Here is a 26,819-nt window from a genome sequence, read left to right as displayed (position 1 = left end):
CTCCTGACAAATAATGTCAGGAATATTTAGCCAACCAAACATGAATAGAAAATGCTAGGCGCGACCATTACACGCGACAGAAATAGTTTTCTGCGCGTCATAGTTCCACCTGACTGTAACCATGATACAGCCACCATCAAAGATGCGGGGCATTGGGGCCTGACTGGAGAGAATAACGACCCCAAATTTACTCGGGTCTGTATGAAGGAAATGACCCAAGACAACCTTGTGCCCAGCGACTATTTGTCCCTGATAGTAACGCTGATAGCTACCTAAGGGGTATGCCTCCTTAGGCAAGCTTAATTTGCTTTCCAGTTGTTCTATATCAGCATTACGAACCTGCCAGCCGCCACTTGATGCGTATGTCTCGGCATCCACTGAAACCGGAAAAAGCAATGCACATACAGCAAGGAAGAAGGCAACGCGCATCTTACCCGCGCCCGCGGTAGTTGGCGACGCCCTGCTCCGGGATCCACACGCCTGCGGGGGCTTCGCCGGTCTGGTAGAAGACATCGATCGGGATACCGCCGCGCGGGTACCAATAACCGCCGAGACGCAACCACTTGGGCTTCATTTCCTCGACCAACCGCTCGGCAATGCCGACGGTGCAATCCTCATGGAAGGCCGCATGGTTGCGGAAGGCCTGCAGGAACAGCTTCAGCGACTTGCTTTCGACCAGCATGTCGGCGGGGACATAATCAAGCACCAGATGGGCGAAATCCGGCTGGCCGGTCACCGGGCAGAGCGAGGTGAATTCCGGGCAGGTAAAGCGCACCAGATAGTCCGTGCCCGCGCGCGGGTTCGGCACATATTCCAGAACCGCTTCCTCGGGGCTCTGCGGGGCCGCACTTTTGCTACCCAGCTGCTGCAGGCCTTTATAGATTTCCTTGCTCATCGGTCGTCCGTCCTGTGGCTTTCTTTTGGGGCCGCCGCCCAACCTGGGCCTTGGTTTATCTAAGTGCAGCCTATGCGACGCCCGGCCCATAAATGTCAAAAGTTTTTTCGTTAACCTCTTGTCGCAGGCGGCGGGCCAGCCCCCTTGAACTTCTTAACAGACCACCCCACATTTGAAATATAATTACCAAAAGGTAAACATTTTTGAATGATTAGTTCAGGTTTTATTAATTTGCCCGTTTTATAGTCATGAATATAGAGGCCAAGAAGTGGCCGTGTCGGCTCCCCAAGAGAGTGAGGCTAAGAACGGGCCGACAATGAGGAGAAGAAAGATGGCACAACATATTCAAGTCGCACATTTTGCCCCCGGAACGGTGGTTCGCCATCGCCGGTTCGGCTACCGCGGTCTGATCTTCGATGTGGACGCAGTCTACAGCCAGTCTCCTGAATGGTATGACATTATGGCTAGTACGCATCCGAGGAAGGACCGCCCCTGGTATCACGTCCTTGTGGACGGTGAGACCCACACAACCTATGTGGCGGAAGAAAACCTTGAGGTCTGCGCCGAAGAGGCATCGACCGAAAGCTTTGAACACCCCCTGCTGGAACGACTATTCCGGCACCGCAAAAGCGGGGATCTCGCGAGCCGCCATATTGTGAACTGACGCCAGGGCCCTTACCCCCGGGGCCCAGCCATAGACTTAGAATTACGCACTGGCCTCCCCATTGTATTTGAGTATCGGAGCCAAGGCAGGGAAAGGGCACGCACTCCCCCGCGTGCCCTTTTTCCTTATCATCTCCTTAGATTTTCCGTTCTGAGACCCAGCCCGGTCCGCCAAAAACATCGCTCTAAGCTCTGCGCTCAGTGCATAGCTGCCCTGAGTCTATTGCCAGATTGAAAAGAAACGCTCGGAGGCATAGTCTTGCCGCCGGTCCGCTCATGGTTAGGCGGACCGTGTTTTTAGGAACAAACCGCAGGAACCCCACATGATCCGATCCCCGCTTGTTTCTACCCGTTGGCTCGCGGATCAGTTGGCTGCGCCCGAAAGCGGCAGCGCCATCATCCCCCTCGACGCCAGCTGGCATATGCCTGACTGCAAGCGTGACGGCCGCGCCGAATTCGACGCAGCCCACATACCCGGCGCCGCTTTTTTCGATATCGACGAAATTTCGCATCCGGCCTCGCCGCTGCCGCACACGCTCCCGAACCCGGACCAGTTCAACACCTCCATGCGTGAGCTTGGCATCTCCAACGACGATACCATCGTCGTCTATGACCATAGCGATGTGCGCTCCGCCGCCCGCGCCTGGTGGATGCTGCGCGTGTTCGGGCACAAGAATGTCTATGTCCTCGATGGTGGCCTCGCCAAATGGAAGGCCGAAGGACGACCGCTCACCAAAGAGAAGACCGTCCGCGCGCCCGGCACCTTTACTTCCAGGTTCCAGCCGTCGCTCTACCGGTCGCAGGACGATATGCTGATGATCCTGCAAAATGGCCGTGAACAGATTCTCGATGCCCGTGGCGCGGCGCGGTTCGAGGGCTCCGTGCCCGAACCCCGGCCCGGTCTCAAGTCCGGCCACATCCCCGGCGCCCGCAACCTGCCGTTCGCAACCCTGTTTGGCCCCGACTGCACCCTCCTGCCCGCTGAGACGGTCAAGGAAAAGGTCATGGCCGCTGGGGTGGACATGATGCGCCCGGTTGTCACCACCTGTGGCTCCGGCGTCACCGCCTGCGTGCTAATGCTTGCATTCTCGACCATCGGCAAGGAAGATGTCGCGGTCTATGATGGGTCCTGGACCGATTGGGGCTCAGCCCCCGGCCTGCCGATCGAGACAGGCCCCGCGCGCTAAGGCGTCTTTTGGGGCCGCCAAAGACCAGACGCTTAGGGAGCCCCAAGAGAAACATGAGTAAAAGTAACAACGCCGATACCGAGCTCGTCATTGCCGGCCGCCGCAAGGAATGGACCCACGGGATCGTCAACCCGCCGGTCTACCGCGCCTCCACCTGCGTGTTTGAAACCTACGCGCAGCTGAGGGAACGTGCGGAAGACCCCGGCGCCAAGCATCTGTTCTATGCCCGCAAGGGAACACCGACCCACTGGGCGCTCACCGAAGCGATCACCGAGCTTGAAGGCGGCGCGGGCACCATGCTGTACCCGAGCGGAATCGCCGCCGTCACCGGTGCCATGCTCGCGCTTGTCAAAGCAGGCGACCATGTCCTCATCACCGACAGCGCCTATGAGCCCACGCGCTCCTTCGCCAATGGCCTGATGAAGGATATGGGCGTTGAGACCACCTATTATGACCCGATGATCGGCGCCGGGATCGAGGACCTGTTCCGCGAGAACACCAGCCTGATCGTCGCTGAAAGCCCGGGCTCGCTCACCTTCGAGGTTCAGGACCTGCCCGCCATCATCGCCGCCGCCAAAAAGCGCGATATCATGGTGATGGTGGACAACACCTGGGCGACGCCGCTGCTCCTCAAGCCGCTGGAGATGGGCGCGGACGTCTCGGTCCATGCCTGCACCAAATATATCGGCGGCCATTCCGACGTCATGCTCGGCAGCGCCACCGCGAACGAACGCGCCTTCAAGCGGCTGCAGACCGTTGCCTTCCAGCTGGGCCAGACCGTGTCGCCCGACGATGCCTTCCTCGGCCTCCGTGGCTTGCGCACCCTCGGTGTCCGGCTCAAGCAGCATGAACAGAATGCGCTCACCGTCGCCAAATGGCTGAAGGACCACCCCATGGTGTCCCGCGTACTGCACCCGGCCTTCCCGGACTGCCCGGGCCATGACGTCTGGAAACGGGATTTCGCGGGCTCCAGCGGTCTCTTCTCCGTCGTCCTCAAGGGCGGCGGCTATTCCGATACCGCCGCGCTCGTCGACGGCCGGAAATATTTCAAGATGGGCTTCAGTTGGGGCGGCTTCGAAAGCCTGATCCTGCCGTCGAACCCGGCCTATGCCCGCACCGCCACGCCGTGGAAGGCCGAAGGGCCGCTCATCCGCCTGCATATCGGCCTTGAAGACACGGATGACCTGATCGCTGATCTTGCCGAAGGGCTGGATCTCTATAAGGCAAAGGCGGGTCTTTGATGCTGAGCGATTTTGAAAGTGCAGCGCTCGCGCTCAGTTTCAAAGTCGCCGTCACCGCGACGCTCGCGGGCCTGCCTGTCGCGCTTTTTGCGGCTTTTATGCTGGCCCGCTGGCGTTTCCCGGGCAAGACCATCCTCGACGTCCTTCTCCATATCCCGCTGGTGGTGCCGCCGGTCGTCGTCGGTTACCTGCTGCTGATCGCCTTCGCGCCCACTGGGGCGTTCGGGGGATGGCTGCAGGCACACGGCCTCAGCCCCGCCTTCAAATGGCAGGGCGCTGCGCTCGCGAGCGGCATCATGGCGCTGCCGTTGATGATCCGCTCCATCCGCCAAGCGTTTGAGGCCGAAAGCCCGGCCTTTGGCGATGTCGCCACAACCTTGGGCGCGGGCCCTTGGCGGCGCTTTTATGCCGTCAGCCTGCCGCTTGCCTGGCCTGGTATCCTGTCGGGCGCCGTGCTTGGCTTCGCGCGGGCCATCGGCGAATTCGGCGCCACCATTACCTTCGCCGCCAATATTCCGGGGCTGACCCAGACACTGCCGCTCGCGCTCTATAGCGCCGCGCAAAGCCCGGGCGGGGAAGCGGCAGCCGCCCGCTTGGCGCTCCTCAGCCTGATCCCGGCGCTTCTGAGCCTTCTCATTTCCGAGACGCTGAGCCGCCGTGCGCGCAAGAAACGGGGCCTGGCATGAGTGCGGCGGTCGATATCGCGCTCCGCTGGCATGTCGCCGAAGACCCGGGGAATGCAACGTTCAGCGCCGGTGGTGACGTGACTGCGCTTATCGGTCCTTCAGGAGTGGGAAAAAGCACACTCGCCCGGCTGATCGCCGGCCTTAGCCAACCGACAGAAGGTCATGTCCGGGTGAATGGCGAAACGCTGTATGATAGCGCCGCCGGGGTAAATGTCTCCGCCTACAAACGCGGGATCGCGCTTGTCCCACAGGACAGCGCCCTCTTCCCGCACCTTAGCGTAAAAGCCAACATCGGCTTTGGTGCCAAGATCGCGGAAGCAGAAATTGCCCGCTATGCCGAGGAGGCGGGGATCGGCCACCTGATGGACCGCCGCCCGCACACGCTTTCCGGCGGCGAAGCCCGGCGTGTCGCCATCGTCCGGGCGCTCGCCACCCAGCCGAAGCTCCTGATCCTCGATGAACCGATGACCGGGCTCGACCCTGTCAGGCGGCGGGACCTGATGACGCTGATCCGCACCAGCGCAAGGCTTTCGGGCGTGCCGGTGATCCTGATCACCCACCAGATTGAGGAAATGCTGTTCGCGGCGGACGATGCCGTGCTGATGGCCCCCGCGCGCACGGTGACCTCCGGCCCGATCGAGACGGTCCTTGCCCACGCCGAGACTGCCCGCCTTCTGAATATCGACGATGCCGGCAGCCTGATCGAGGCAACTGTTGGGGGGCGACAGGATGGGCTCATTAGCTGTTGCAACGGCAACACTTCGCTGATGTTGCCCGATGACGGCGAACCGGAAGGCTGCCGGTTGCGTCTGCGCGTGCTGGGCCGCGATGTCGCGCTGTCGAAACACGCCCTGGAGGACGTCAGCATCCTCAACCAGATCGAATGCCGCATCGCAGGGGTGACCGAACGCCCAAGCGGTTACGATATCGCGCTTGAAACCGCAGACGGTGTCCAGCTTAAAAGCCGGATCACCATGCGGTCCTACAAGGCCCTAAACCTCAAGGAAGGCGATACCGTCTTCGCGCTCATCAAGGCCGTCGCGGTCAAGGAAATGCTGGTGGAAGGCTAAGCCTCCCCCCCCTCAAATCTCAGTCCCAGTCCAGCGCGACCAGGATAAGGCTGATATGCCCATCACCCCACATCGGCAGCATCAGGCGGCTGTAGGCGGCGTGTTCGCCGTCCTTGCTCGCGGCTTGCGCATGGCAGGTCGGGGATGCGGATTCGACCGTCGCACTCGCCTGCGAGCGCAGGAATTCAAGCGGGAAATAAAGCTCGACCTCATCGAGATATTTGCCGAGAAGCGGCTCGGTCTGCTTGGTCGCCAGCTCCCCGCCGATGAAGCTCAGCCGGAAACGTTCCGGAAGCGTAAAGACCTCGACGAGCGCAAGACGCGGCGCCATATCCGGCAGAGCTTCGAGCGACAGGTCATCCGCGAACGGCATTTCCGCGCTCCCCCGCAACAGGCTGCGCCAGTAGGCGACAACGCGCTCCAGCTCCGGGCTCATTTTTTTCGGCAATTCATACGGCTTGGAAGCTGTCATGGCGGGTCTGTCCTTTCTGTCACCGGTACGGCGAGGTGAGCTTAACAATAGTCGGACACACTTGCCAATCCCGCCGTTTCGTCGCATTGATTTTTATCAATGTCTTCTCAACGACTTGCGGGGATGCTGTCGACCATGAAACCGATCCTGACCATCACCATGAACCCGGCCGTCGATATTTCGACCGACACGCCCTCCGTCGCGCCTACCCGCAAGATGCGCTGCACAATGGCCCGGCGCGATGCCGGCGGCGGCGGCATCAATGTCGCACGGGTGATCAAGCGCCTGGGTGGTGACGTCCACGCCCTGTTCCCCGCAGGCGGCCCCATCGGCACCCTTCTCGGGGACCTGGTCGCGCGGGAGGGCGTGCAGGAGCTGATCGTGCCCATCGGCGGCGACACGCGGGAGAATTTCACCGCCACCGAGACGGCAACGGGGGATCAGTACCGTTTCGTGGTGCCGGGCCCGACCCTGAGCGAGACGGAATGGCAAAACTGCCTGGATCGCATTGAGGCGGAAACGGCGGATATTTCGATGATCGTGGCCAGCGGCAGCCTGCCGCCCGGCGTCCCGTCAGACTTTTATGCTCGCGTCGCCGCTATCGCCCACGCCCACAATCTGCCCTTCGTGCTGGATGCCACCCATGATGCCCTCAAGGCCGCGCTCGGCCCCGGTATCCGGCTGATCAAGCCCAACCTTGTGGAACTGGAAGCCCTTGTGGGCCACGCGCTCCCTGATGAGACCGCCCAACTGGTGGCCTGCAGGGCCCTGGTCGCAGACGGCAAGGCGGAGAATGTTGCGCTAACCCTCGGTGAAGCCGGCGCCCTTCTGGTAACCCCCGAAGGCGCCTGGCGGGCAGCTCCCCTGCCCCTGGAGACGCGGAGCGCGGTCGGCGCTGGCGACAGCTTCACCGCAGGCATGGCCTGGGCGCTTGCCTGGAATAAGCCGGTGGAGGAAGCTTTCCGCACCGGCGTCGGGGCGGGCTCAGCCGCCGTAATGACCCCGGGGACCGAACTTTGCCATGCCGAGGATGTCTGGCGGCTGGCGCACGCTGCTGAAATCACCGCCATCCAGGCCTAAGGCCATAACAAGCAAAAACCGCTCCGGGCGGACGGAGCGGTTCTGCGCCTTTCGGCAAAGCCAAACCCGGATACAGCCGACAGACGCTGGAGCACGAGCGCCATGACGGCCGCGTCGGGTTTGGCCTATTCGGGTTTATTGGCAGATTCTTCGAGAGCCTTCTGGCCGTCGAGTGCCTTCTTGGCCCATTCGTCGACGAACATGGAGTTGGTCACGGCCTGCATGGCGCTATCCATGCCAACCTGATCACCATCACCACCGGCAGCCGGAGCGATCTCGCCCATGGCGGCAGCCGTCAGCGGCTCCATCGCACTTTGATACTGTTCATAGTTCAGGCGGAAGATCCGGCCGACTTCCTTGGCACCAGCCTGAATGTCAGCAACATGATCAGCGGCACCGGCGGAAGCTTTCAAAGCGCCCTGATAGCAGGACTGAGCCTTCTGCACGGCTTCAACAACCCCTGAGAATTTGTCTGTCAGCTTGCCGATTTTGTCCTGGGCCGACATTTTCTCGGCACCAGCAACAGCCGGCAGGCCCGCGCGGAACGCGGAAACTGGGGCAAAGCATTCGGCATTGAATTTCGGCGTGTAGGCAGCATCACTGGCCACAGACGCGCCAGCGGCGACAACTGCTACACTTAAAGCGATGGCGAGGTGGCGTTTCATAAATCTTCCCTCCGGTAAATTACATCCCGGCGACATCATCGACTCAAATTTAATTAAAAAGCAATATTTTCGCGTGTCTGTCCCGAATCGATACACATCCGAAAGCCGCGGGAAGCCTTGAGCTATTGAGCGGAAGGCCCATCCGCAGAGTGCACAGCATCAACCTGTCAGAAGCGCCCTGCCACCCTTACGAACCGGGGTAGTCTACCAATATTCAGGGATTCCAATGAGATACGGTTTAGTGACCGCAAATCATGACAGATCACAGGCATCCCCGCGTGCGCCCAACTGAAGGAGGCCTACAGAGACGTCGAGGCTTCTGCTGCCAACATCGCCCTAACCATACCGAATGCTGATTCGGATACGCCTGCGCCACCTCCAGGCCAGCGAATCCGATGGGATTAAAACACACGGCAAGCAAGCAGCAGATGAACGATCAGAGCCCTTGCAGCGCCAGGAGGGCGAAGGTCGCCAGCCAGTGTTCACCCATATAGTCGCCCGCCAGATGCGGCAAAGCAGCAGCCAAATGGCGTTCGCTGGCCTCCGCCGACAGCGCCTGCAGGGATGCATTACCTGTAAGCTTGGCCCCGAGGCCGCGCCAACACCAGGCACGGCTGAGGTTGAGCCCATCCAGATGCGCGATCTTGCCGTCTGTGCGGTCCGACACCGTGGCGGGCGTCAGCAGGCATTCAGGGTACCCATCGGTAATGTCCGGCAGGAAAGCCGCGAACCATTGGGCGAAGGCTGGCGCGTCCATCAGGCGGCTCATCAGCATTGCTTCCATGAGCGTCGGTGACAGGAATTCATCGCCTGACGGTTCCCACGCCTGCGCCGCCCTGTCCTTTTCGAACCACGCCATGGCCCGGTCCGCCATCAAGGCCGCAAGCGGCTTGTCATGGGCGTGCGCCCAGTCCAGGACCAGCGTGAAGGCGAAGGCGGTGTTGGAATGAATGCCGTGGCGGATCGGATAGGTCAGCTTGGGCAGGAAATCATGGAAGCGGGCGGCAAACATGCGCGCGAGCGGCTCGAGCGCTGTGGCCCAGCGGGTGTCCTCATGGCGGCTGAGCTCATGATGCAGGGCCAACAGCCACGCCCAGCCATAGGTGCGTTCGAAGCCACGGCTACTCGGCTGCTCCAGGTAAGCGCATTCGCCCGCGACCTTTTCGGGCACCAGCATTTTGTCCGCCAAGTCCCGGATGGCACCGGCTTCCGGCAGGTCCGGGTAAGTGCGCAGAAGGCGCATGATCTGCCACCAGCCGTGTACGCAGCTGTGCCAGTCGAAGCTGCCGTAAAAAATCGGATGCAGCGCCGAGGGCGACTGAACATCCGCGGGCCCCGCCATCACATGGTCGAGCTTGTTGGGATACTCGCGCGTCAGATGCCCAATGGTGAGGCGCACGAAGGTGGAAGCGAAATCAGGCGTTAGCTGTGTGATCAATGTCCGAACCCCAGAAAATAAAGCAACAGGATATTCGCCACCAACATAAGGGCGGCGGTGGGCAGTTGCGCCCGGATGACACCGTAGCTGTCCTTCAGCTCCAGAAGCGCCGCGGGCACGAGGTTGAAGTTGGCCGCCATCGGCGTGACCAGCGTGCCGCAGAAACCGGCGAGCATGCCGATCGCCGCCACCGCCGCCGGGTTGCCGTGATGACCATGGATCAGGAGCGGCGCGCCAATGGCGGTAAACATCACCGGGAAGGCAGCGAAGGCATTGCCCATCAGGACCGTGAAGGCCGCCATGCCGCAACAATAAAGCGCCACCTGCGCGAGGAGGCTGCCCCCGGTATCGACATAGCCGAGCAGGTCACCCACCACCTTGCCCATACCGGCAAGCGCGAACACCACGCCGAGCGCCGCCAGCATCTGCGGCAGAAGCACCGCCCAGCCGATGCCGTCCATCAGCCGCACGCCTTCGCGGAACGGCGCGACCGCCCCCGCCCGGAACCAGAGCACGCAAACGAGCGCCGCCAGGAGCGCCCCCAGGGCAAGCGACACCAGCGTCGCCTCAGACCCGACGACAATGCCGGGCACCAGCTTGAAGAAGATGGTGCCGGCCAGCGCAATGAAGGGCACCATGAGTGCGGGCAGGAACAGCCAGTTGCCGAACCGTTTCGCGCCGGCGATCCGGGTGGTTTCATCAACCGAGGCGTCAGGTGCCGCCCCCGTGCGCCCCGAGGCGGCGACCACGACAATGGCGATGGCCAGAAAAGCGTTGGCGACCCCGCCGATATAGTCCCCGAACAGGAAGCTGAAGGCGATAAGCGCCCATAGCATCATATTGAACCAGCGGCGCTTGTCGGTCCTGTCCTTCAGGCTGAGGATGGCAAAGCCCGCGAACATCAGCCCCGCAAGCTGGTAGACTTGTTCGAGCCCGATCATTCCGCCGCCTCCTCGGACTTGAGGCCCGCTTTACGGCGGTGCCGATCCAGCATCAGCAGCCGGAAACCGTGGATGAGGAAAGCGGCGATCGCCGTCGGGATGGCCCACAGGGAAAGCTCGAACGGCTCCACATGGATACCGTAGCTGTCCAATATGCCTTTCATCAAGAGGATCGAGCCGATCGCGAGAAAGATATCTTCGCCGAAAAACAGGCCGATATTGTCGGTCGCAGCACTCAGCGCCTTGACCTCATCGTCACTCAATTTGCTGTCGTCCCGCTCAGCCGCGGCTTCCGCCATCGGCGCCAGCATCGGGCGCACCATGGTCGGGTGGCCACCCAGTTGGGTCAGGCCGATTGCCGACACCACCTGACGGAACAGCATGTACAGAAGCAAGAGCCGCCCGAGGGTCACGTTGCGGAAGCCGAGGATAACCCCCCGCGCCCGCTCCTGCAGGCCATGGTCTTCGAGCATGCCGATCATCGGGATGACCAGGAAGACCGCTGTGACATATTTATTGGCGTTGAAGGCGTGGCCGAACTTTTCCAGAAGCTCGACCGGGTCAAGGCCCGCCGCAAACCCCGCCGTCGCGGCCGAGGCCAGCACCACGGCCAGCGGATTGAGCCGCAGCACGAGCCCGATGACCAGAACGGCAATCGCCAAAAGAACCAGCATATATTTCTCCCCATAAGCTGCGGCGAGAATACGATGGTGGGGGACATTGTCAAACGGTGGGGTGTTCAAATCGCCTTGATCTGCAAGGGACGGAAATGACAAAGGGCGCTGCCAAACGGCACCGCCCTCATATTTTGACGTTCGGAAAGTGGCGACCCCGGCAGGATTCGAACCTGCAACCGTCGGATTAGAAGTCCGGTGCTCTATCCAGTTGAGCTACGGGGCCGTGCCGGGGGCGGGCGCCTTGGGCACCCCTGCCCTTATTTGAAGTTGTCGGCGTAGGCCTGGATGTGGCGCTTCTTCTTGTGGGTCGGCAGCACCTCGAACGGGATACCGTTGCGGTCGGCATAGCCTTGCGCTTCATCGAGCGTCTCGAACTTCAGCTTGACCTGGCCGCGCATGTCGGACGAGCCGGTCCAGCCCATGACAGGGTCGATCTTCTTCGGCGTTTCCGGTTCGAACTCCAGCACCCACTTGTGGGTTTTGCCGGTGCCGGACTGCATTGCGTTTTTAGCGGGTTGGTAAATGCGCGCTTTCACGGGCCCTCATCCTCCAACAAAGGCCTGACGGCCATAGGGCCTGTCAGGCTTGGTGATTATCCTATGCCGGGCCTGCGGATCAGGCGCTTCCGGCGGTTGCGCACCCTATCCCAATCGGGCGAGGAAGGAAATCGAAAAATCCATCACTCGGCCGGGCTTGCGGGTACCGGCGCAGCCGTCTCCACGTCCGGCATAGACCGGCGGCCAAAGCGCCAGTACAGAAGGCCCAAAATCAGGCAGGCCGCGCCGCTGACCAGCGCGTCGGTGGCGAAGGTTCCGGCAAGGCCGCCGAAGTCAAAGGCATGGCCGTCCGCCATCTGCATATAGGTGAGCGGGATCATCGTCACGCCGATCAGCACGCTATATTGGGTCGCAGCCAGCGGGTTGTCATGCCCGATCGCGCGCAGGGTGATGACATTGGCGGCGGCGAAGGCGGCAGCCTGGAACAGATTCTGTCCGAGGATGGCAACCCCGAAGAAGGTCGGGTCCTTCGGCGCCGGGATCAGGGTAAGGGTGAAGACCGCGCCAATCAGCCCGACCAGCAGATAGGTCGCGACCGGCGACAGGCGCTTGGTGATCAAGGGCACCAGAAGCGCACCGGCAACCCCGGCCACGGCCACGCCAGCCCCGCCGAGCACCCCGACCATCTCATCGGAGATATGGTAGATATGGCCAAAGCCGGACAAGGTGTTAGTGAGCGCAAAGGAGGCGGACGGTGCGATGAAGATCAGCATCACCCACAGCACTTCCTTGCGGCGGAACAGGCCTGAGACATCGCGGGCGAAGTTGCGGAAGCTTTCCGATGCCAGCGTCTTGTCGGCCGGCGGGCACGGGGTGACATAGAAAAGTATCACGACCAGGAGGCTCAACACAGCAGTGGCAGCCTCACCGAGCGGCGACGGCAGCTCATGCAGGAGATACATGATCAGCGCGGCCAGGATGCCCCCGGCACCGAAATTGATTACCGTGAACCAGGCCCCCAGCGCGTCTTTCTTTTCCTTGGGCACCAGGTCGGAGAACCAGCCGCCCATGGCGCTGATGCACATGGCGTTGGCCATACCGGACAGGAACATCAGGACGGTCAGGAGCGGAATGTTGGACACCGCCAGCGGGATGAAAAAGTTGCACACGGCATTGAGGACCGCGAAACCGATCGCATAGGTCCGCCGGGGCAGACGCCAGTCGAGGAGCGGCGCCAACAGGATGGAGATGAAACCGGTCGAGAGGAACAGCGAGGTCGCCGTGGCGATCTGGCCCTCCGGCACATGGGCGGCGGCCAGCATATCCGGGATGGTGATCAAGCAAACGGCACTGTTGATGCCAAGCGGCAAGTTGCCGAAGGCCAAAAGCCAGGGCGGCAGCAGCTTCTGCGACTGGGACATTGATATGATCCTTGAAAAGATAAACCTCTAGCCCGGTGCGTCAGACAGGCCCTCGAGGGCGAGGGCTCCAAACTCTCTCACGCATCGGATTTCTTTGTAGAGTTGCAATACAGCACAAATTGACACGCAACCGAACTGCTAATCTTCCAAGAGGCATTTTGCCCAGAGACAAAACACAGACAAAAAAAGGGACGGACCGATTAACCGGTCCAGTCCCTTTTCTTAAAATGGTCGGGGAGACAGGATTCGAACCTGCGACCCTCTGTTCCCAAAACAGATGCGCTACCAGGCTGCGCCACTCCCCGACGGCGGTGTTGGTAGAGTTTAACGCCGCCCTTGGCAAGAGAGAAAATGAACTTTCGACCGATCAACCCCGCTAAACCCCGGGTTTCCGCCACCGGGGTATGCGCGTCATTTCCCGTCAGGGCGACGGTTGAGCTTTTTGAAAAGACCGCTTATAGCCGCGACAGCCCTATCCCCGACCCGGACATCACCGCGCACGGCAATCAGGTTATCGTCCATCAGTTCCGCGCTTGCCTCCCCCTCCACCCAGTCCCCCAGGTAGGCGGGGCCGATAAAATCGGTGGTCATGCGCACGGTCACCATCGGCGGGTCAACGAGCTTGAGCGCGGCGGAGGCCAGAAGCACATCGGCGAAGGTCATCACCATGCCGCCGTGGCAGACGCCGCCGGCGTTGATATGGCGCTCCGCCACACGGAAACCGCGCAAGTAACGTTCGGGGTCGGATTTATGGAAGATCGGCCCGTTTTCCCAACCGAAGGCCGAGTTGGACTGGATGGGAACATAGCCCTCGGGCGGGTTGGCGGCGGCCACCATGTCAGGGGTGGCCGTGCGCGGCCCCAAAGAGGGCGCGCGTGCCATCAGTTCTTTTCCGCGGTCCCGAGGAGCGGATGCCTGACGATATCGCCCGGCTTGATGCCAAGTTCGGCCGCGCGGCCACCGGGAATTTCCAGAACCGCAATTGCCCGCCCCCGGCTCTTACGCGGTGTGTCGGTACCCGGCTCTGCGTTGGCCACGATATTGGCAATCGTGCCGTTCGCGCGGATGAAAAGCATATCAAGCGGGATCAGGCAGTTGCGCATCCAGAAGGACAGATGATCCGGCTCATCGAATACGAACAGCATCCCCTTGTTGGGGTCCAGATGCTTCCGGTACATCAGGCCCTTCGCCTGATCTTCCCAGTTAAGCGCCAGCTCCACGGTGAAGTGATGCTTGGTGCCATCTGCGCTTTCCACGTCAAGCGGGGACGCTTCCCCTGCGGCATAAGCGGACCTAAGCCCCATGAGGGCCATGAATGCAATGAGGGCGAGCTTCACGCCCGCCCTTTTGGAAACTTCAAACAGAGACATAGATGTCATTCCTCAGGCATCGCCCGGCAGGGCGATTTGCGCAACAAGCGGCCCCCGTTCACCGGTACCGATGCGCACGCGCACGGCCTGGGCCGGTTCAAGATCAGTCAGCCCCGCGCGGCGGAGCGTTTCAATATGCACGAAGATATCCTGCGTGCCTTCGCCCCTGGAGACGAAGCCATAGCCCTTGGTGCGGTTGAACCATTTGACGATCACGTCTTCAAAATCCGGCGAGACATCAATGTCCATGCCCGGATGCGAGAAAGAAGACCGCCCAAGGTCTTCCGGCGCGACAGCGGTCGAGAGATCCAGTGAATGCACTTTGGTGGCCTGGCGGCCCTTCATGCGTGCCACGGCATCACAAATAACGGTCGTGCCTTCAGGCACGGACCGGCGGCCAACATCCCGCAGGACGGAAAAATGCAGAAGGACATCACCATCGTCGTCATCCGGGACGACAAACCCGTAGCCCTTAACCGCGTCAAACCATTTGACCCGGCCCACAATTTCCCGGCAAATTTCCTCGGGCCGTTCCTCAGAACAGATCGTATTACGGCCGTCCATACCATTCCCCCCTTTGGAAACCACTCAAAACACGCACACAAAATAATCTAATTTTGATAATGCTAGTCACAAAAAGACGCGCCCGCAACAGTTTTGTCACGGGCGCGTCGGTCCAACTCTTTGTAAGAGGACAGGTTTTTTAGTGACCTTCGCTCTCACCAAAGTCCGTCGGCATATCGTGGTGATGCCCGATTAAGTGAGCATCATACAACTTTGCCGACACAGGAAGCAACAGGTGTGCGACCGCAAGGTAACCAACGACCGACATGGTGATGGTGTACGGCAATGCCATGACAACCATCCGCATGTAGCTGAGACGGATCAGCGGGGCGAGCGCACTGGTCAGCAGGAACAGGAACGCAGCCTGACCGTTCGGCGTTGCCACAGACGGAATGTTGGTCCCGGTGTTGATCGCTACGGCCATCAGGTCGAACACGTCACGGGTAATGACGCCATTCTCAAGGGCCTTAATGGCCTCACTGATGTAAACGGTTGCAACAAACACGTTATCCGAGATTGAGGATAGAACGCCGTTTGCCACATAGAAAGCCGTGATCTGGCCATGACCGCTGAGGCTCAGCACCCAATGGATGATCGGGTGGAACAACTGCTGATCGCCAATCACGCCGACAATGGCCAGGAACACCACGAGGAGCGAGGTGAACGGCAGCGCTTCCTGGAAAGCATGGCCGATCTGGTGCTCTTCGGTAACCCCGGTCAGCGAGGAAGCCAGCACGATAACCGACAGACCGACAAGGCCCGGCGGCATATGCATGATGAGGCAGACAACGAGCCACACAGCAACCACGGCCTGCGTCGCGAGCGAGACACGGTCACGCTTGGTCAGGCGGGATTCTTCATACTCGTCATATTCTTTCAGAATATTCAGGACCCGATCCGGCAGCTTGGCGCCATAGCCGAACCAGCCGGTCATCTCCAGAGCAATACAGGTTGCAAGACCGGTGAAGAGGACCGGAACGGTAACCGGTGACATGCGGAAGAAGAACTCGGTAAAGTTCCAGTGCGCATGGCTACCGATCATCAGGTTCTGCGGCTCACCCACCAGGGTCATGACACCACCGAGCGCGGTACCGACGGCAGCGTGCATCATCAGGCTACGCAGGAAAGCCCGGAAGCCTTCCAGGTCGTTGCCGCTCAGCGGCTCGAGCAGCTCATCATCCTGATGGTCATGTTCATGACTGAAGTGCTTGCCCGATGCCACCTTGTGGTAGATCGAGTAGAAGCCAACAGAAATGGCAATCACCACCGCAGTCACCGTGAGCGCATCCAGGAAGGCCGAAAGCACGGCCCCTGCGATGGAGAACATCAGCGACAGCACGACCTTGCTGCGGACCTTCACCACCAGTTTGGTGAAGACGAAGAGCAGCATCGGCTTCATGAAGTAGATACCTGCAACCATGAAGACCAGCAGCAGGATAACCTCAAGACCACCTTCAACCTCGTGCAGCACCTTGGCCGGCGATGTCATGCCGATCATGATGGCTTCGAGCGCCAACAGACCGCCCGGTTGCAGCGGATAGCATTTCAGTGCCATCGCCAGGGTGAAGATGAATTCGATCACCAGCACCCAGCCGGCGATGAACGGATCGACAAAGAAAAACAGCAGCGGGTTCAGAATAAGGAAGCCGAGGATGGTGTATTTGTACCACTCGGCTGAATTCCCTAGGAAATTCCTCCCTGCCGGATTCGCAAACAGCGACATAGCGGTTCCCTCATTTACAAGTCGCCCCCCGAAAAGGTGGCAATATCAAGGCACGCTTGTATCGCCCGTCAGACTTCAAATCAAGACAAACTGCCTGTCAGCCACCTACTGACGATAGATACCCTTGCGGGCGGTCCCCGCTACAGGTACCGTCTGTCCCAGCATGAAACGCCATTGAGGCATCGGACACGGGGGCCGAATGCAAACCGAACTGGAAAGCTTGATCCGCTGGCAAGCTGCTGGCTACAAGACCGCGCTTGCGTTGGTGCTGGCGACGTGGGGCTCAGCCCCCAGGATGGTCGGCAGCCTGATGACGATCCGTGCTGACGGCACGTTCGAGGGCTCGGTCTCGGGCGGCTGTGTCGAAGGCACTGTGATCGCCGAAGCGGTGAACCAGATGGCCAAGGGCGGCGCGCGCCAGCTCTGTTTCAAGGTTTCGGAAGAAGACGCCTGGTCCGTGGGCCTGGCCTGCGGCGGGGAAATCCAAGTCGGTGTCCTCGCCATCACCCCCGATGCCATGCCCGCGCTGACCGCGGCCCTGGAGGCCCGCCGTAATCGCCAGATGGGCCTTTTGACGTTCGACTTCACAGACGGCAGCATCCTGTTCGACGCCATTTCAATTGCTAACGGCACCGCCCTGCCCGAACGCCCGACCCTTGAGGGAGACCGATTCCTCCTGCCCGTTCGGCCCAAACCGAGACTCGATATTATCGGTGCCGTCCATATCGCGCAGACGCTTGCGCCCATGGCCAGCAGTTGCGGCTATGATGTTACCGTCATCGACCCCCGCGCCGCCTTTATCGAAAGCCGCGACTTTGGCGATGCGAATACGGTCGAGGACTGGCCCGACGATTATTTCGGCGTCTTCGCGCCGGACAAGGAAACCGCCGTCGTTGCGCTCACACACGATCCAAAGCTTGATGACGCGGCGCTTCTGGCAGCGCTGCATAGCCCGGCCTTCTATATTGGCGCGCTCGGTAGCCGCAAGACCCACGCAGCCCGGCTGGAACGGCTGGCTGGGAAAGGGGCTACTGACGACAGCCTGACCCGCATTCACGGGCCTGTCGGGCTTAATATCGGCGCAAAAACCCCGGCGGAGATCGCCATCTCCATTTTGGCTGAAATCACCCAGGTGAGGCGGGCATCATGACCGGGAGCGTACAGGTCATCATGCTGGCGGCGGGCCGGTCACGCCGGGCGGGAAGCGTGAACAAGCTTCTGGCCACGCTTGACGGCAGGCCGGTCATTTGCCATGCCGCCGAAGCCGCCCTTGAAGGTACCGGAACACCGCCGCTTATTGTCACCGGCCATGAAAACGAAAAGGTGCAGACGGCCCTCAACAGATGCCATGTCAGCTTTTTGCATAATGCCGCCTATGCCGACGGGATGGCCACAAGCCTGGTGGCGGGGATCGAGGCACTGCACGACGACACCAGCCTGTTTTTCGTCAGCCTCGGCGATATGCCTTTCGTCACCCCCGACACCTACCGGCGGTTGCTGACGGCGGCAGAAAACGCTCCGGACATCGACATATTCATCCCGGTTCACGAAGGGGTCCGCGGCCATCCTATCTTGTGGCGCCGCACGCAGGCGCCGGCGCTTCTGGGCATTGAAGGCGACCGGGGCGGCCGCGCCATCATCCGTGACAACCCCGCCCTGGTGTCTGAAGTGCCGGTGATGGACCCTGGTATCCTGATCGACCTGGACACGCCCGAGGCCATGGCCCGCCACGGGATTACGGCAGAAGCGCCATAAGCGCATCTTCCTCCATCTGGAGGACTTCCTGCGCGATGCCGTAAGGGAACCCAGCCCGCATGAGCGAGGCCAGTTCCTTCTGACGCTGATCGTCGGCATCCTTGCCCGGTCGCCTGAACACGCCAAAACGGCGGCGCTTCACGAACGCGGCCGCAGCTTGCAGAACCAGGCTTTCATCGGCCCTTTCCTCGGCATCCTCAAGGACACCCGCCGCCGTCTCCGCCGAGACCCCCTTGTGGCGAAGATCCTGCAGGATGGTCCGAGGCGGTTTGCCTTTCCTGAGCAGGCTTTGCGTTCGCTGGGTGGCATAGGTCGTATCGTCGACATAGCCATAGCCGACACATTTGGCGACAACCGCATCGATCCAGCCCTGCTGCTCCTCACTTGGGGGCACACCCTCTTCATTGCGGCGCCTGACCTTACGGCTGAGCACATCGCGCAGGCGTTCCTCGGTGGCGGCGTAGCGGCCGAGATAATGAATTGCCGCCCGTTCGAGCCAGGCCTCACTGACCTTGCCCTTGCGGCGCGGTTCGCGGCGTGCAGACCCGCTTTTTTGGTCGTCCCCGCTCATTTGAGCGCGTCAACAAGCTCAAGGAAACGGTCAAGCTCCTGGACCGTATTATAATAGTGCGGGGAAACCCGGACCGCGCTGTCGATGCCGCGGGGTTCAAGGTCGAGCCGGGTATGGACCACACTGGCGATCTGCACCCCAACCCCCATGGCATTCATGCGCGCCTTCACCTCGGCCGCATCGAATCCTTCCTTATTGAAGGTGATGATCGCCGCCTGTGCGTCCGCCGGGCAGGTCATCGTCACGCCTTTGAGGCGCGACAGGCCGGCGCGCAGATAAGCCGCCATCTTCTGCGTCCGCCCAAAGGCACGGTCAGGGCCAAGCCCCAACAGATAATCGAGCGCCGCGCCGAAGCCGAGCTCATTCACCATGCTGCGCTCCCACGCCTCGAACAGGCGGGTATCATGCCGGAGTTCATAATGGTCTGCGGCAACCCAGGCCGCGGCCTGGTTCGTCAGCATCACCGGGGTGAGCCTGTCCCGCGCCCGGGCGCTCGCATAGAGGAAGCCGACACCCCGAGGCCCGCGCAGGAACTTGCGGGACGTCGCCGTCAGCATGTCACAGCCGATGTCTTCCACCTTCACCGCCATCTGGCCGACCGCCTGACAGGCATCCAAGAGATACAGGATGTCATGGGCCCGGGCGATATCCCCCACCGCTTTCACCGGGTTCACCTGCCCGCTTGAGGACGGCACTTCCGAAATGGCGATAAGCTTGGTCCGGCCGTCGACAAGGGATTCGAGATGGGCAAGATCGAGCGCACCATCTGCGCCCGCACGCGCCACGCGCACCTCCACCCCCGCCGCCTTGCCCCGGTGCAGGATGGCGACGAAATTGCTGCAATATTCATTGAAGGCGGTGATGAGATTGTCGCCCGCCTCGAAAGGCACCGAATAGAAGGCCTTGTTCCAGGCATCGACCGCACTGCTGGTGAGGGCATAATCCTCCGGCTTGCCGCCTGTCAGTTTGGCGAGCGACGCATAAACCGCCGCGTGGGCATCCGACTGTTGCTCCTGCGCAACATAGCCGCCAAGTTCGACTTCGCGCCTCAAATGTGCGGTCATGGCCTCGACAACCGGTGTCGGCATCAAGGAGGCGCCGCAATTGTCCAGATGCAGACGCCCGCTGACGCCCGGCGTTTCCGCGCGCAGCCGGTCAAGGTCCTGGTCGATGATGAGAGCGCTGTCAGGTGTCATTTTTTGGCCGCAATCCTCACATATTCCGAGTTTCACCAAGTTATCGGGGCCAGAATTCGCTTGCGTCACTAGACAGCAGACTGTAATTCAGCCTTTATATTCCGGCATGTATCTGTTCGCGAGTGAACAGGCTACAGATGGTCAAAGGCAAGTGAATTTTGACCGTAGCCTTTACATGCTGCTGGTGTGATTTAGTGGAAGCCCGGAGAAATCAGGGCTTTTTGTTGTTGTTTTTGTAGGGTCCGGCTATCCTGTGCCGGGGCAAATATGGTTGAAGCCGACGCAATGACTATAGTGACTCCTACGCTTGATCCGACGCTGCCTCGGCGGTTCTCGGATTTTGATACGCTTGTTGATGCCATCGAGTATGCCGCGAAGGGCGTACGCGGTGCTAACTTTTATAATGCCCGTGGCGACCTCGTTGAGGCACTGCCGTGGGCAAAACTGCGTGATCGTGCTGAAGCAATCGGCCGTAAATTGGTGGGCATGGGCTTTGAAAAAGGCGACCGGATCGCCCTCATCGCCGAAACCAGCGCCGATTTCGCGACTTTCTTCGTTGGCTGCCAATATGCCAGCGTCCTGCCGGTACCACTGCCCCTGCCGACCTCCTTCGGTGGCAAGGAAGGCTATGTCTCGCAGCTTCGCATGCAGATGCAAAGCTGTCTCGCCGGCGGCCTGATGGCACCTTCTTTCATGAAAGACATCGTTGATGAAGCAACGCAGGACCTTGACCTGCGCTTCACCGGTTCCTGCGCCGACTTCCTGGCAGCGAAAGGCAATGGCGACCTGCGCCTGCCTGAACCGGACGACCTTGCTTACCTGCAATATTCGTCAGGCAGCACCCGCTTCCCGCACGGCGTCGCCGTAACCCACCGGTCGCTCCTGGCCAACACGCATGGCATGGGCTATCACGGTGTCCGCATGCAGGAAACCGACCGCTGCGTTTCCTGGCTGCCCTTCTACCATGACATGGGCCTTGTCGGCACGTTCCTGACCACCCTGACCTGTCAGGTGTCGGTCGATTTTATCCCGACTGAGGAATTCGCCCGCCGCCCCTTAAGCTGGCTCCGGGTGATGAGCCAGAACAAAGGCACGGTAGCCTACAGCCCGACCTTCGGCTTCGACATCTGCACGCGCCGCGCGTCCCTGCGCGCCAACGCACTGGAAGACCTGGACCTGTCGAGCTGGCGTGTTGCCGGTATCGGCGGTGACATGATCCGCCCGGACGTCCTGCGCGCCTTCCACAACACGTTCAAGGAAATCGGCTTCAAAGAGACCGCCTTCCTGCCAAGCTACGGCCTGGCTGAATGTACCCTGGGCGTCAGCTTTGGCGAAATAGGCAAAGGCGTCCAGATCGACATGGTCGAAGAAGCGCTTCTGGTCGGTGACCGCCACGTCCTGGTGAACAAGGCCGAAGGCGGCGACGCCCGCCTGCGCGAGGTGGTCAACTGTGGCCGTCCCTTGCCAGAGTATGACATTGAAATCCGCAATGAAGACGATGTTGCTCTCACTGAGGGCAAAGTCGGCCGCGTTTATGTGCGCGGCACGTCGGTCATGCGCGAATATTTCAATGACCCGGAAACCACCCGCGCTGTCCTCAGCCCCGAAGGCTGGCTGGACACCGGTGACATGGGTTACATGAAAGACGGCTGCATCTTCATCGTCGGCCGCGCCAAGGACATGATCATCGTCAACGGCCGCAACCACTGGCCGCAGGACATCGAGTGGGCTGCCGAGCAGCTCCCCGGCGTCAAGAACGGTGACATTGCCGCGATTTCGATCCCCGGTGAGAATGCTGAGGAAGTTCCGCTTATCCTGGCCCAGTGCCGCCTGTCGGACCTGGCCGAGCGCGCCAAGTTTGTCGACGATTTGCGCAAGCATATCCAGAAATCGACCGGCATCACCTGCATGGTCGAACTGGTGTCGCCACGGTCGCTGCCGCGCACGTCTTCCGGCAAGCTGAGCCGTTCGAAGGCCCGCATCCAGTATCTTTCCGGTCATTTGCAGGCTTTAGCCAGTTAGCACCATGAGCGACAAAAACACCTCTCAAGCGCCCGCTAAGGTCATTGCCCTTACGGGCGCTACGGGTTTCCTGGGCGGGCATGTCATCGACAGCCTCCTGGACGCAGGCCATGAAGTCCGTGCGCTGACCCGCCGCCCGCAGGAAGCCCGCGACGGCGTCACCTGGGTGCCTGGGGACCTTTCCGACAAGATCGCGCTTCTGGAACTCACCCGCGACGCCGACACGCTCATGCATGTGGCAGGGCTCACCAAAGCGCTCAACCGCGATACCTTCTTCGATGTGAACCTGGGCGGGACCAAGCTGGTCCTGGAAGCAGCCGCCGAGAACGGCGTCCGCCATGTGGTCAATGTCTCCAGCCTTGCCGCCCGCGAACCGCGTCTGTCCCACTATGGCGCCAGCAAGGCCGCCGCGGAACTGGCGCTCAGCGCCCGCCGCTGGCCCTTCTCGTGGGTCAATGTGCGCCCGCCCGCCATTTACGGCCCAGGCGACAAGGAAATCCTGAAGCTTCTGAAGGCCAGCAAGCTTGGCCTGCTGCCCGCGCCCGGCAGTAGCAAAAATCGCTTCTCGATGATCCATGCGCAGGACCTCGCCCGCGCGCTTACCATTCTGGCCGAAGGCGGACACGGCACCGCGACCTATGAAATCGACGACATGAAGCCCAGCGGCTATCAGCTTAAGGACGTCGCCGAAGCCCTCGGCAGCAAGGAAGACAGGCGGCCACGTATCCTGCCGGTGCCCTTCCCCGTGCTTGGCACGCTCGGCGCCATCAACGGGCTTTTCGCCAGCATGATCCGGCGCCCGGCGATGCTGACGCTGCCGACCGCGCGCTACCTGTGCCATAATGACTGGACCGTCAGGAGCGCACGCCGCCCCATCCTCGCCAACTGGTCGCCGCAATTCGACCTCAAGACCGGTTTAAAGGACACCATGGATTGGTACCGAAAAAACGGGCTTTTATGATGGCGTCCAGCCCGATATAAGACGAGTGATTAATCCAGTAGGCTAGCAGCAAACAGATAGGCGGACACGATGGCCAGCACCCAGACCCTTGAAAAGATTTACGAATTAATTGCGCCGCTTAACAAGCGCAGCGTAGAATTGGGCCCGCAGACTACATTTGCGTCTGACCTGCAGTTGGATTCGCTTACCGTCATGGACCTTGTGGCCGAAATCGAGGACGAGTTCGACATCGTCCTGCCGCTGAATATGCTGCCCGACCTTGAAACCATCGAGCATGTGGCGGACGCCGTCGAGAAAATCGTCAACGAAGGCTGAGTATCGTGGATTTATTGGACAAATTTGATTCCATGGTGGCGCTGCGTGCGTCGCTGCCGTTTGAAAAAGCCGACCCCTTCACGGTGGTGATGGATGAAATCCTCTCCGAAACCGAGGCCATGATCGACGGACGCCGGACCATTTTGGCCGGTACCAACAACTATATGGGCATGACCTTCAATGAAGAGGCCATGGCCGCTGCCAAGGATGCCATCGACAGGTTCGGCACCGGCACCACCGGTTCGCGTTCTCTCAACGGCACCTATGCCGACCATAAGCTTCTCGAAGCGACCATCGCCGACTTTTACGGCATGGAACACTGCATGGTCTTCTCGACCGGCTATCAGGCCAACCTGGGCATGATCTCGGCGCTGGGCGGCAAAGACGACTATGTCATCATCGATGCCGACAGCCACGCCTCCATCTATGACGGCTGCTCCATGGGCAATGCCACCATTGTCCGCTTCAAGCATAATAACGTCGAGCAGATGGAACGCCGGCTGAAGCGTCTGCCCGAAGACGCCGGCAAGCTGGTTGTCGTCGAAGGCATCTATTCAATGCTCGGTGATGCGGCGCCCCTCAAGGAACTCCTTGAAGTCGCCAAGAAATACGGCTGCATGACGCTGGTTGACGAAGCGCATTCCATGGGCTTCTGCGGTGAAAACGGCCGCGGCGTCGCCGAAGCGCTGGGCGTTGAGCATTTGGTCGACTTCTATGTCGGTACCTTCTCGAAATCGGTGGGGACAGTTGGCGGTTTTGCCGTGTCGAACCATCCGAAATTCGACGTGCTCCGCTTCATCTCCCGTCCCTATATCTTTACCGCGAGCCCGCCGCCGAGCATCGTGGCCTCAGCCATCAAGGCGATCGAGGCCATCAAGCGCAGCGGCAACCGCCGTGCCCACCTGTGGGAAAATGCCCGCCGGTTGCACGCAGGCCTCAAGAAGGCCGGGTTCGACCTGGCGACGCCGGAAGCCCAAAGCCCGATCATCGCGGTCTATATGCCGGATATCATGCTGGGCACCCATTTCTGGGAGAACCTTCTTATGGAAGGTGTTTACACCAATATGGCAGCCCCGCCCGCGACACCTGCTGGCATGTTCCTGATGCGCGTGAGCATTAACGCCCTGCATACGCCCGAGCAGATCGACGAGATCATCAAGCGCTTCGTCATCACTGCCAACAAGGTTGGTCTGGAACTAAAGCCGGAAGCGTAAGCGATTATAATGAATGAAGAAAAGGCGGCCTGACGGTCGCCTTTTTTATTTGAACGCGCCTTTTTTACGAAGGCCCCAGAACAGGCTGACACCCGCCAGCACCGGGTGGCGCCGCATCCAGGGGGTGATAGCAATCTCCACCCCCGAATGACGGCGGATCTTCCAGGCCAGATAGTCGATGCCACCGTCAAAGGTCATCGAGGCCTTCACCAGCCGCAGGAAACTGATGACCTTGCCATTGATCCGCCGCGCGGCCCATGTAAGGCGCGGACCGATAAGCTTCAGCCTTGCAGGCTGCTTCGCGCTCTTCTCCGCCGCAGGGGCAAGCCCAAGGGCATCAAGCACCAGGGGCGTCATGCGGTCATAGCGGTCCTGGTCAAGCAGATAGATTTCCAAGCCCTTGCCGCCGCGTTCTGAGCGCAACTCGGCCGCATAGGTCTGTTCAAACGCCGCCACCCATAGCTGGCGCGAAAGCCTCAGCGAAGGTTTCAGATCAACCAGGTTGCCAATCATCGTGACAGCCGCCTGCGCCACATCCCCCGCGATGGCCTCTTTGGTTGCCTCATCGCGCGGCAGCAGAAGCAGGCATGGCTGGCAGAAGCGCGCCCAAACGGACACATTCAGGCATTCAGGCCCCGTACGGAACGCAAGGTCCGCGCGCGACAGCACCGCATATTTGGACCGCACAGTCACCCCACCCGCGTCGATTTCATGATAGAAAACGTTAGGCGGAATAAGGCGGTTAGCTATACGCAACCATCTGCTTGCATATGCTGCGCGGTAGCTGTCCACAATCACGTAAAAATCGAGAATCTTGTCGGCGATCTGGCCTGTGCGCAGGCACGAACCGTAAAACAGGATACCGGCGACACTGCCCTCATACCGGGCAGCGATGTCCTGTGCTGCCGCCATCACCTCGTGCGCGACATCCCGCTGCCACTCATGAAGGATAAAGCGGTGAAGCGCCGCCGTGGGGTCCGACATTCCCGTCTCCCCTTACTTCAGCGAGACAAAGGTCAGCTGACGGTCACCCCGGAGCGTCAGCGCACGGCCGGGTTTGGGATGATAGATTTCGCCATCGAGCGTAACCGGGTCTGTGCCCTCAATGCGGATTTCATTGGCCCGGCGGACATGAACGCCGTCGATGGTTTTCTTGCCGTAAGCCCCGGTCACGAGGCCTTTCAGCGCCCGCATCAGGTTGCTGCCGCCCGCTTCCACCGCGGAAAAGCGCAAACCGCCCGCGCCTTCACGGCCGTAAGGTTTAAGGCCGAGGATAAGCCGGTCGAGCGTCGTACTGATCACCGCGGAAAACTGGCCTGTGAAGCGGCCGCCGCCCAAAACCGTCACCGTCATCGGGTCGGAAACCATCAGCGGCCGCCCAACCCCGAAGGCCGACAAAAGCAGCTTCCCGACGACAGCCAAATGGGCCACACCGTTCGGCAGGCCACGGGAATAGGCATTCTGGCGGCACCAATGGATGCCTTTGACCACACCGGCGGTGCCGAAGAAGGTGCCGACGCGCGGGTTGGAGCCGTCCCCAAGGTCAAGCTCCACCAGATGACGGGTCGCCAGTTGCTTGGCGATGGTGCCGCGCTGCGCGATATCCAGAAGACGCCTGAGCACCCTTTCGGGCTTGCCGCGATAGCCGAGATCAGCCGCCGTCATGTTGGTTTTGCCGCCGGGCAGGAACGCGATCGGCGGTACCACGTCAAACGGGTTGCGGTGCAAAATAGCGGCAAGCACGGCGCCGATGGTTCCGTCGCCACCGTTGATGATCAGAATTGCGGGGTTCGCGCGCGCAAAAAGCTGCAGCGCCTCATCAACCGTCTCCATGCCGTCCAGCTCGAAATGCACGACATTCGCGCTTTCGTCGATGACACGGCGGATGCCCTCCATCCGGTCCGTGTTGCTGGTGCTCAACGGATTCGAAATGATAGCGACAAGCGGAACGGCCGCGCCGGTCTTTATGCTGGTCCTATCGAGTTGCATGACGGGTGTTGCTCCACACATAAACAAACAGGCCCATGAGGGGCCACGTCGTCACATTATTGCAACGATGCCCCCTTCATAGCGGCAAATGGCCAATTTCTCAAACCCTAGCGTCGGAAAAACGCCAATTAGGGGTGAGCCCGGCCTCCCCCTCTGCTTGCCCGGGGATGGTGGCAAAATTATGTTGCCCCACCGATTTCGAAGCC

The 26,819-nt window shown here is 60.7% G+C and carries 29 protein-coding genes, 2 tRNA genes and 1 pseudogene; 13 read left to right on the top strand and 19 right to left on the bottom strand.

The window, feature by feature from the left end:
- Positions 1–54 precede the first annotated feature (54 nt).
- Both K6118_RS14070 and queF read right to left on the bottom strand, forming a co-directional pair.
- Positions 55–429: a hypothetical protein gene (locus tag K6118_RS14070; RefSeq protein ID WP_247121123.1), complete on the bottom strand. Its 375-nt coding sequence runs from the start codon at positions 427–429 to the stop codon at positions 55–57.
- Position 430: 1 nt separating this feature from the next.
- Entirely contained in the window at positions 431–895 is a 465-nt protein-coding gene (gene queF / locus K6118_RS14065; protein ID WP_247121122.1) for a preQ(1) synthase, read from the bottom strand.
- Positions 896–1,226: 331 nt separating this feature from the next.
- Here queF and hspQ point away from each other — a divergent pair, with 331 nt between their 5' ends.
- The 6 genes and pseudogenes from hspQ (at position 1,227) to K6118_RS17645 (ending at position 5,742) form a co-directional block, all read left to right on the top strand.
- The gene (hspQ, locus tag K6118_RS14060) at positions 1,227–1,559 is read left to right on the top strand and encodes a heat shock protein HspQ (protein WP_247121121.1); all 333 of its coding nucleotides are present in this window, start codon (positions 1,227–1,229) and stop codon (positions 1,557–1,559) included.
- A gap of 322 nt (positions 1,560–1,881) precedes the next feature.
- The gene (gene sseA / locus K6118_RS14055; protein ID WP_247121120.1) at positions 1,882–2,745 is read left to right on the top strand and encodes a 3-mercaptopyruvate sulfurtransferase; all 864 of its coding nucleotides are present in this window, start codon (positions 1,882–1,884) and stop codon (positions 2,743–2,745) included.
- Between the two features lie 53 nt (positions 2,746–2,798).
- Complete coding sequence (gene metC / locus K6118_RS14050) at positions 2,799–3,986, top strand: cystathionine beta-lyase (protein WP_247121119.1); 1,188 nt, start codon at positions 2,799–2,801, stop codon at positions 3,984–3,986.
- Positions 3,983–4,672, top strand: coding sequence for a molybdate ABC transporter permease subunit (gene modB / locus K6118_RS14045; RefSeq protein WP_343269976.1), 690 nt, complete (start codon positions 3,983–3,985; stop codon positions 4,670–4,672). The genes metC and modB overlap by 4 nt, the downstream gene beginning before the upstream one ends.
- 68 nt (positions 4,673–4,740) lie before the next feature.
- A pseudogene (locus K6118_RS17650) lies at positions 4,741–5,079 on the top strand (ATP-binding cassette domain-containing protein); the annotation flags it as partial.
- Between the two features lie 57 nt (positions 5,080–5,136).
- Entirely contained in the window at positions 5,137–5,742 is a 606-nt protein-coding gene (locus K6118_RS17645) for a TOBE domain-containing protein (RefSeq protein ID WP_425531555.1), read from the top strand.
- Positions 5,743–5,761: 19 nt separating this feature from the next.
- Here K6118_RS17645 and K6118_RS14035 read toward each other — a convergent pair whose 3' ends face one another.
- Positions 5,762–6,214, bottom strand: a complete 453-nt coding sequence (locus K6118_RS14035) for a PAS domain-containing protein (protein WP_247121116.1) — start codon at positions 6,212–6,214, stop codon at positions 5,762–5,764.
- 99 nt (positions 6,215–6,313) lie between these two features.
- Here K6118_RS14035 and K6118_RS14030 point away from each other — a divergent pair, with 99 nt between their 5' ends.
- Positions 6,314–7,294 carry a 1-phosphofructokinase family hexose kinase gene (locus K6118_RS14030; protein WP_247121115.1) on the top strand — a complete coding sequence of 327 codons (981 nt, stop codon included), beginning with the start codon at positions 6,314–6,316 and terminating at the stop codon, positions 7,292–7,294.
- 125 nt (positions 7,295–7,419) lie between these two features.
- Here the strand turns inward: K6118_RS14030 and K6118_RS14025 are convergent, their stop codons facing one another.
- From K6118_RS14025 to nhaB, 12 genes are all read right to left on the bottom strand, one after another.
- Positions 7,420–7,959, bottom strand: a complete 540-nt coding sequence (locus K6118_RS14025) for a hypothetical protein (protein ID WP_247121114.1) — start codon at positions 7,957–7,959, stop codon at positions 7,420–7,422.
- 436 nt (positions 7,960–8,395) lie between these two features.
- The gene (locus tag K6118_RS14020) at positions 8,396–9,394 is read right to left on the bottom strand and encodes a DUF2891 domain-containing protein (protein ID WP_343269985.1); all 999 of its coding nucleotides are present in this window, start codon (positions 9,392–9,394) and stop codon (positions 8,396–8,398) included.
- On the bottom strand, positions 9,394–10,338 hold the full coding sequence (locus K6118_RS14015) for a DUF979 domain-containing protein (protein ID WP_247121112.1): 945 nt from the start codon (positions 10,336–10,338) through the stop codon (positions 9,394–9,396). The genes K6118_RS14020 and K6118_RS14015 overlap by 1 nt, the downstream gene beginning before the upstream one ends.
- A complete protein-coding gene (locus K6118_RS14010) occupies positions 10,335–11,012 on the bottom strand; it encodes a DUF969 domain-containing protein (RefSeq protein WP_247121111.1) in 678 nt (225 codons plus the stop codon). The genes K6118_RS14015 and K6118_RS14010 overlap by 4 nt, the downstream gene beginning before the upstream one ends.
- Before the next feature lie 149 nt (positions 11,013–11,161).
- Positions 11,162–11,238 (bottom strand) — tRNA-Arg (locus tag K6118_RS14005).
- A gap of 34 nt (positions 11,239–11,272) precedes the next feature.
- Positions 11,273–11,551, bottom strand: a complete 279-nt coding sequence (locus K6118_RS14000; RefSeq protein WP_247121110.1) for an ETC complex I subunit — start codon at positions 11,549–11,551, stop codon at positions 11,273–11,275.
- Positions 11,552–11,694: 143 nt separating this feature from the next.
- Complete coding sequence (locus K6118_RS13995; protein ID WP_247121109.1) at positions 11,695–12,933, bottom strand: MFS transporter; 1,239 nt, start codon at positions 12,931–12,933, stop codon at positions 11,695–11,697.
- Between the two features lie 228 nt (positions 12,934–13,161).
- A tRNA-Pro gene (locus tag K6118_RS13990) sits at positions 13,162–13,238 on the bottom strand.
- A gap of 106 nt (positions 13,239–13,344) precedes the next feature.
- Positions 13,345–13,815, bottom strand: a complete 471-nt coding sequence (locus K6118_RS13985; protein WP_247121108.1) for a PaaI family thioesterase — start codon at positions 13,813–13,815, stop codon at positions 13,345–13,347.
- Complete coding sequence (locus tag K6118_RS13980; RefSeq protein WP_247121107.1) at positions 13,815–14,303, bottom strand: DUF192 domain-containing protein; 489 nt, start codon at positions 14,301–14,303, stop codon at positions 13,815–13,817. The genes K6118_RS13985 and K6118_RS13980 overlap by 1 nt, the downstream gene beginning before the upstream one ends.
- Positions 14,304–14,315: 12 nt before the next feature.
- Positions 14,316–14,867, bottom strand: coding sequence for a cold-shock protein (locus tag K6118_RS13975; RefSeq protein WP_247121106.1), 552 nt, complete (start codon positions 14,865–14,867; stop codon positions 14,316–14,318).
- Between the two features lie 139 nt (positions 14,868–15,006).
- Entirely contained in the window at positions 15,007–16,590 is a 1,584-nt protein-coding gene (gene nhaB / locus K6118_RS13970; protein ID WP_247121105.1) for a sodium/proton antiporter NhaB, read from the bottom strand.
- Positions 16,591–16,789: 199 nt separating this feature from the next.
- On the opposite strand from nhaB, the gene K6118_RS13965 reads away from it, so the two are divergent.
- A complete protein-coding gene (locus tag K6118_RS13965) occupies positions 16,790–17,740 on the top strand; it encodes an XdhC family protein (RefSeq protein WP_247121104.1) in 951 nt (316 codons plus the stop codon).
- On the top strand, positions 17,737–18,345 hold the full coding sequence (locus tag K6118_RS13960; protein WP_247121103.1) for a nucleotidyltransferase family protein: 609 nt from the start codon (positions 17,737–17,739) through the stop codon (positions 18,343–18,345). The genes K6118_RS13965 and K6118_RS13960 overlap by 4 nt, the downstream gene beginning before the upstream one ends.
- On the opposite strand, the gene K6118_RS13955 is transcribed toward K6118_RS13960, so the two are convergent.
- On the bottom strand, positions 18,326–18,916 hold the full coding sequence (locus K6118_RS13955) for a regulatory protein RecX (protein ID WP_247121102.1): 591 nt from the start codon (positions 18,914–18,916) through the stop codon (positions 18,326–18,328). The two genes, K6118_RS13960 and K6118_RS13955, sit on opposite strands and share 20 nt — an antisense overlap.
- Positions 18,913–20,112, bottom strand: a complete 1,200-nt coding sequence (locus K6118_RS13950; protein WP_247121101.1) for an aminotransferase class V-fold PLP-dependent enzyme — start codon at positions 20,110–20,112, stop codon at positions 18,913–18,915. Before K6118_RS13950 ends, K6118_RS13955 begins: the two co-directional genes overlap by 4 nt.
- A 285-nt stretch (positions 20,113–20,397) precedes the next feature.
- Here K6118_RS13950 and K6118_RS13945 point away from each other — a divergent pair, with 285 nt between their 5' ends.
- The 4 genes from K6118_RS13945 to spt all read left to right on the top strand — a co-directional run bounded on the left by K6118_RS13945 (position 20,398) and on the right by spt (position 24,624).
- Positions 20,398–22,134: a fatty acyl-AMP ligase gene (locus K6118_RS13945; RefSeq protein ID WP_247121100.1), complete on the top strand. Its 1,737-nt coding sequence runs from the start codon at positions 20,398–20,400 to the stop codon at positions 22,132–22,134.
- A 4-nt stretch (positions 22,135–22,138) separates the two neighbouring features.
- Entirely contained in the window at positions 22,139–23,095 is a 957-nt protein-coding gene (locus tag K6118_RS13940; RefSeq protein WP_247121099.1) for an NAD-dependent epimerase/dehydratase family protein, read from the top strand.
- Positions 23,096–23,164: 69 nt separating this feature from the next.
- On the top strand, positions 23,165–23,410 hold the full coding sequence (locus K6118_RS13935) for an acyl carrier protein (RefSeq protein WP_247121098.1): 246 nt from the start codon (positions 23,165–23,167) through the stop codon (positions 23,408–23,410).
- A 2-nt stretch (positions 23,411–23,412) separates the two neighbouring features.
- Positions 23,413–24,624 carry a serine palmitoyltransferase gene (gene spt / locus K6118_RS13930; protein ID WP_343269984.1) on the top strand — a complete coding sequence of 404 codons (1,212 nt, stop codon included), beginning with the start codon at positions 23,413–23,415 and terminating at the stop codon, positions 24,622–24,624.
- Between the two features lie 45 nt (positions 24,625–24,669).
- Here spt and K6118_RS13925 read toward each other — a convergent pair whose 3' ends face one another.
- Entirely contained in the window at positions 24,670–25,608 is a 939-nt protein-coding gene (locus tag K6118_RS13925; protein WP_247121095.1) for a hypothetical protein, read from the bottom strand.
- 12 nt (positions 25,609–25,620) lie between these two features.
- Positions 25,621–26,613 (bottom strand): diacylglycerol/lipid kinase family protein, encoded by a 993-nt coding sequence (locus K6118_RS13920; protein ID WP_247121093.1) that lies wholly within the window; start codon positions 26,611–26,613, stop codon positions 25,621–25,623.
- Positions 26,614–26,819 lie beyond the last annotated feature (206 nt).

It is taken from the genome of Kordiimonas marina (assembly GCF_023006325.1).
Lineage (GTDB): Bacteria > Pseudomonadota > Alphaproteobacteria > Sphingomonadales > Kordiimonadaceae > Kordiimonas > Kordiimonas marina.
The sequence above is the reverse complement of the archived record's forward strand: the minus strand, read 5'-3'. Positions and strand labels throughout refer to the sequence as shown.

Coding starts and splice junctions, on each gene's coding strand:
- K6118_RS14070 (WP_247121123.1), bottom strand. CDS start 429: ATGCGCGTTGCCTTCTTCCTTGCTGTATGTGCATTGCTTTTTCCGGTT.
- queF (WP_247121122.1), bottom strand. CDS start 895: ATGAGCAAGGAAATCTATAAAGGCCTGCAGCAGCTGGGTAGCAAAAGT.
- hspQ (WP_247121121.1), top strand. CDS start 1,227: ATGGCACAACATATTCAAGTCGCACATTTTGCCCCCGGAACGGTGGTT.
- sseA (WP_247121120.1), top strand. CDS start 1,882: ATGATCCGATCCCCGCTTGTTTCTACCCGTTGGCTCGCGGATCAGTTG.
- metC (WP_247121119.1), top strand. CDS start 2,799: ATGAGTAAAAGTAACAACGCCGATACCGAGCTCGTCATTGCCGGCCGC.
- K6118_RS17645 (WP_425531555.1), top strand. CDS start 5,137: ATGACCGGGCTCGACCCTGTCAGGCGGCGGGACCTGATGACGCTGATC.
- K6118_RS14035 (WP_247121116.1), bottom strand. CDS start 6,214: ATGACAGCTTCCAAGCCGTATGAATTGCCGAAAAAAATGAGCCCGGAG.
- K6118_RS14030 (WP_247121115.1), top strand. CDS start 6,314: ATGTCTTCTCAACGACTTGCGGGGATGCTGTCGACCATGAAACCGATC.
- K6118_RS14025 (WP_247121114.1), bottom strand. CDS start 7,959: ATGAAACGCCACCTCGCCATCGCTTTAAGTGTAGCAGTTGTCGCCGCT.
- K6118_RS14015 (WP_247121112.1), bottom strand. CDS start 10,338: ATGATCGGGCTCGAACAAGTCTACCAGCTTGCGGGGCTGATGTTCGCG.
- K6118_RS14010 (WP_247121111.1), bottom strand. CDS start 11,012: ATGCTGGTTCTTTTGGCGATTGCCGTTCTGGTCATCGGGCTCGTGCTG.
- K6118_RS13995 (WP_247121109.1), bottom strand. CDS start 12,933: ATGTCCCAGTCGCAGAAGCTGCTGCCGCCCTGGCTTTTGGCCTTCGGC.
- K6118_RS13985 (WP_247121108.1), bottom strand. CDS start 13,815: ATGGCACGCGCGCCCTCTTTGGGGCCGCGCACGGCCACCCCTGACATG.
- K6118_RS13980 (WP_247121107.1), bottom strand. CDS start 14,303: ATGTCTCTGTTTGAAGTTTCCAAAAGGGCGGGCGTGAAGCTCGCCCTC.
- K6118_RS13975 (WP_247121106.1), bottom strand. CDS start 14,867: ATGGACGGCCGTAATACGATCTGTTCTGAGGAACGGCCCGAGGAAATT.
- nhaB (WP_247121105.1), bottom strand. CDS start 16,590: ATGTCGCTGTTTGCGAATCCGGCAGGGAGGAATTTCCTAGGGAATTCA.
- K6118_RS13965 (WP_247121104.1), top strand. CDS start 16,790: ATGCAAACCGAACTGGAAAGCTTGATCCGCTGGCAAGCTGCTGGCTAC.
- K6118_RS13960 (WP_247121103.1), top strand. CDS start 17,737: ATGACCGGGAGCGTACAGGTCATCATGCTGGCGGCGGGCCGGTCACGC.
- K6118_RS13955 (WP_247121102.1), bottom strand. CDS start 18,916: ATGAGCGGGGACGACCAAAAAAGCGGGTCTGCACGCCGCGAACCGCGC.
- K6118_RS13950 (WP_247121101.1), bottom strand. CDS start 20,112: ATGACACCTGACAGCGCTCTCATCATCGACCAGGACCTTGACCGGCTG.
- K6118_RS13945 (WP_247121100.1), top strand. CDS start 20,398: ATGACTATAGTGACTCCTACGCTTGATCCGACGCTGCCTCGGCGGTTC.
- K6118_RS13940 (WP_247121099.1), top strand. CDS start 22,139: ATGAGCGACAAAAACACCTCTCAAGCGCCCGCTAAGGTCATTGCCCTT.
- K6118_RS13935 (WP_247121098.1), top strand. CDS start 23,165: ATGGCCAGCACCCAGACCCTTGAAAAGATTTACGAATTAATTGCGCCG.
- K6118_RS13925 (WP_247121095.1), bottom strand. CDS start 25,608: ATGTCGGACCCCACGGCGGCGCTTCACCGCTTTATCCTTCATGAGTGG.
- K6118_RS13920 (WP_247121093.1), bottom strand. CDS start 26,613: ATGCAACTCGATAGGACCAGCATAAAGACCGGCGCGGCCGTTCCGCTT.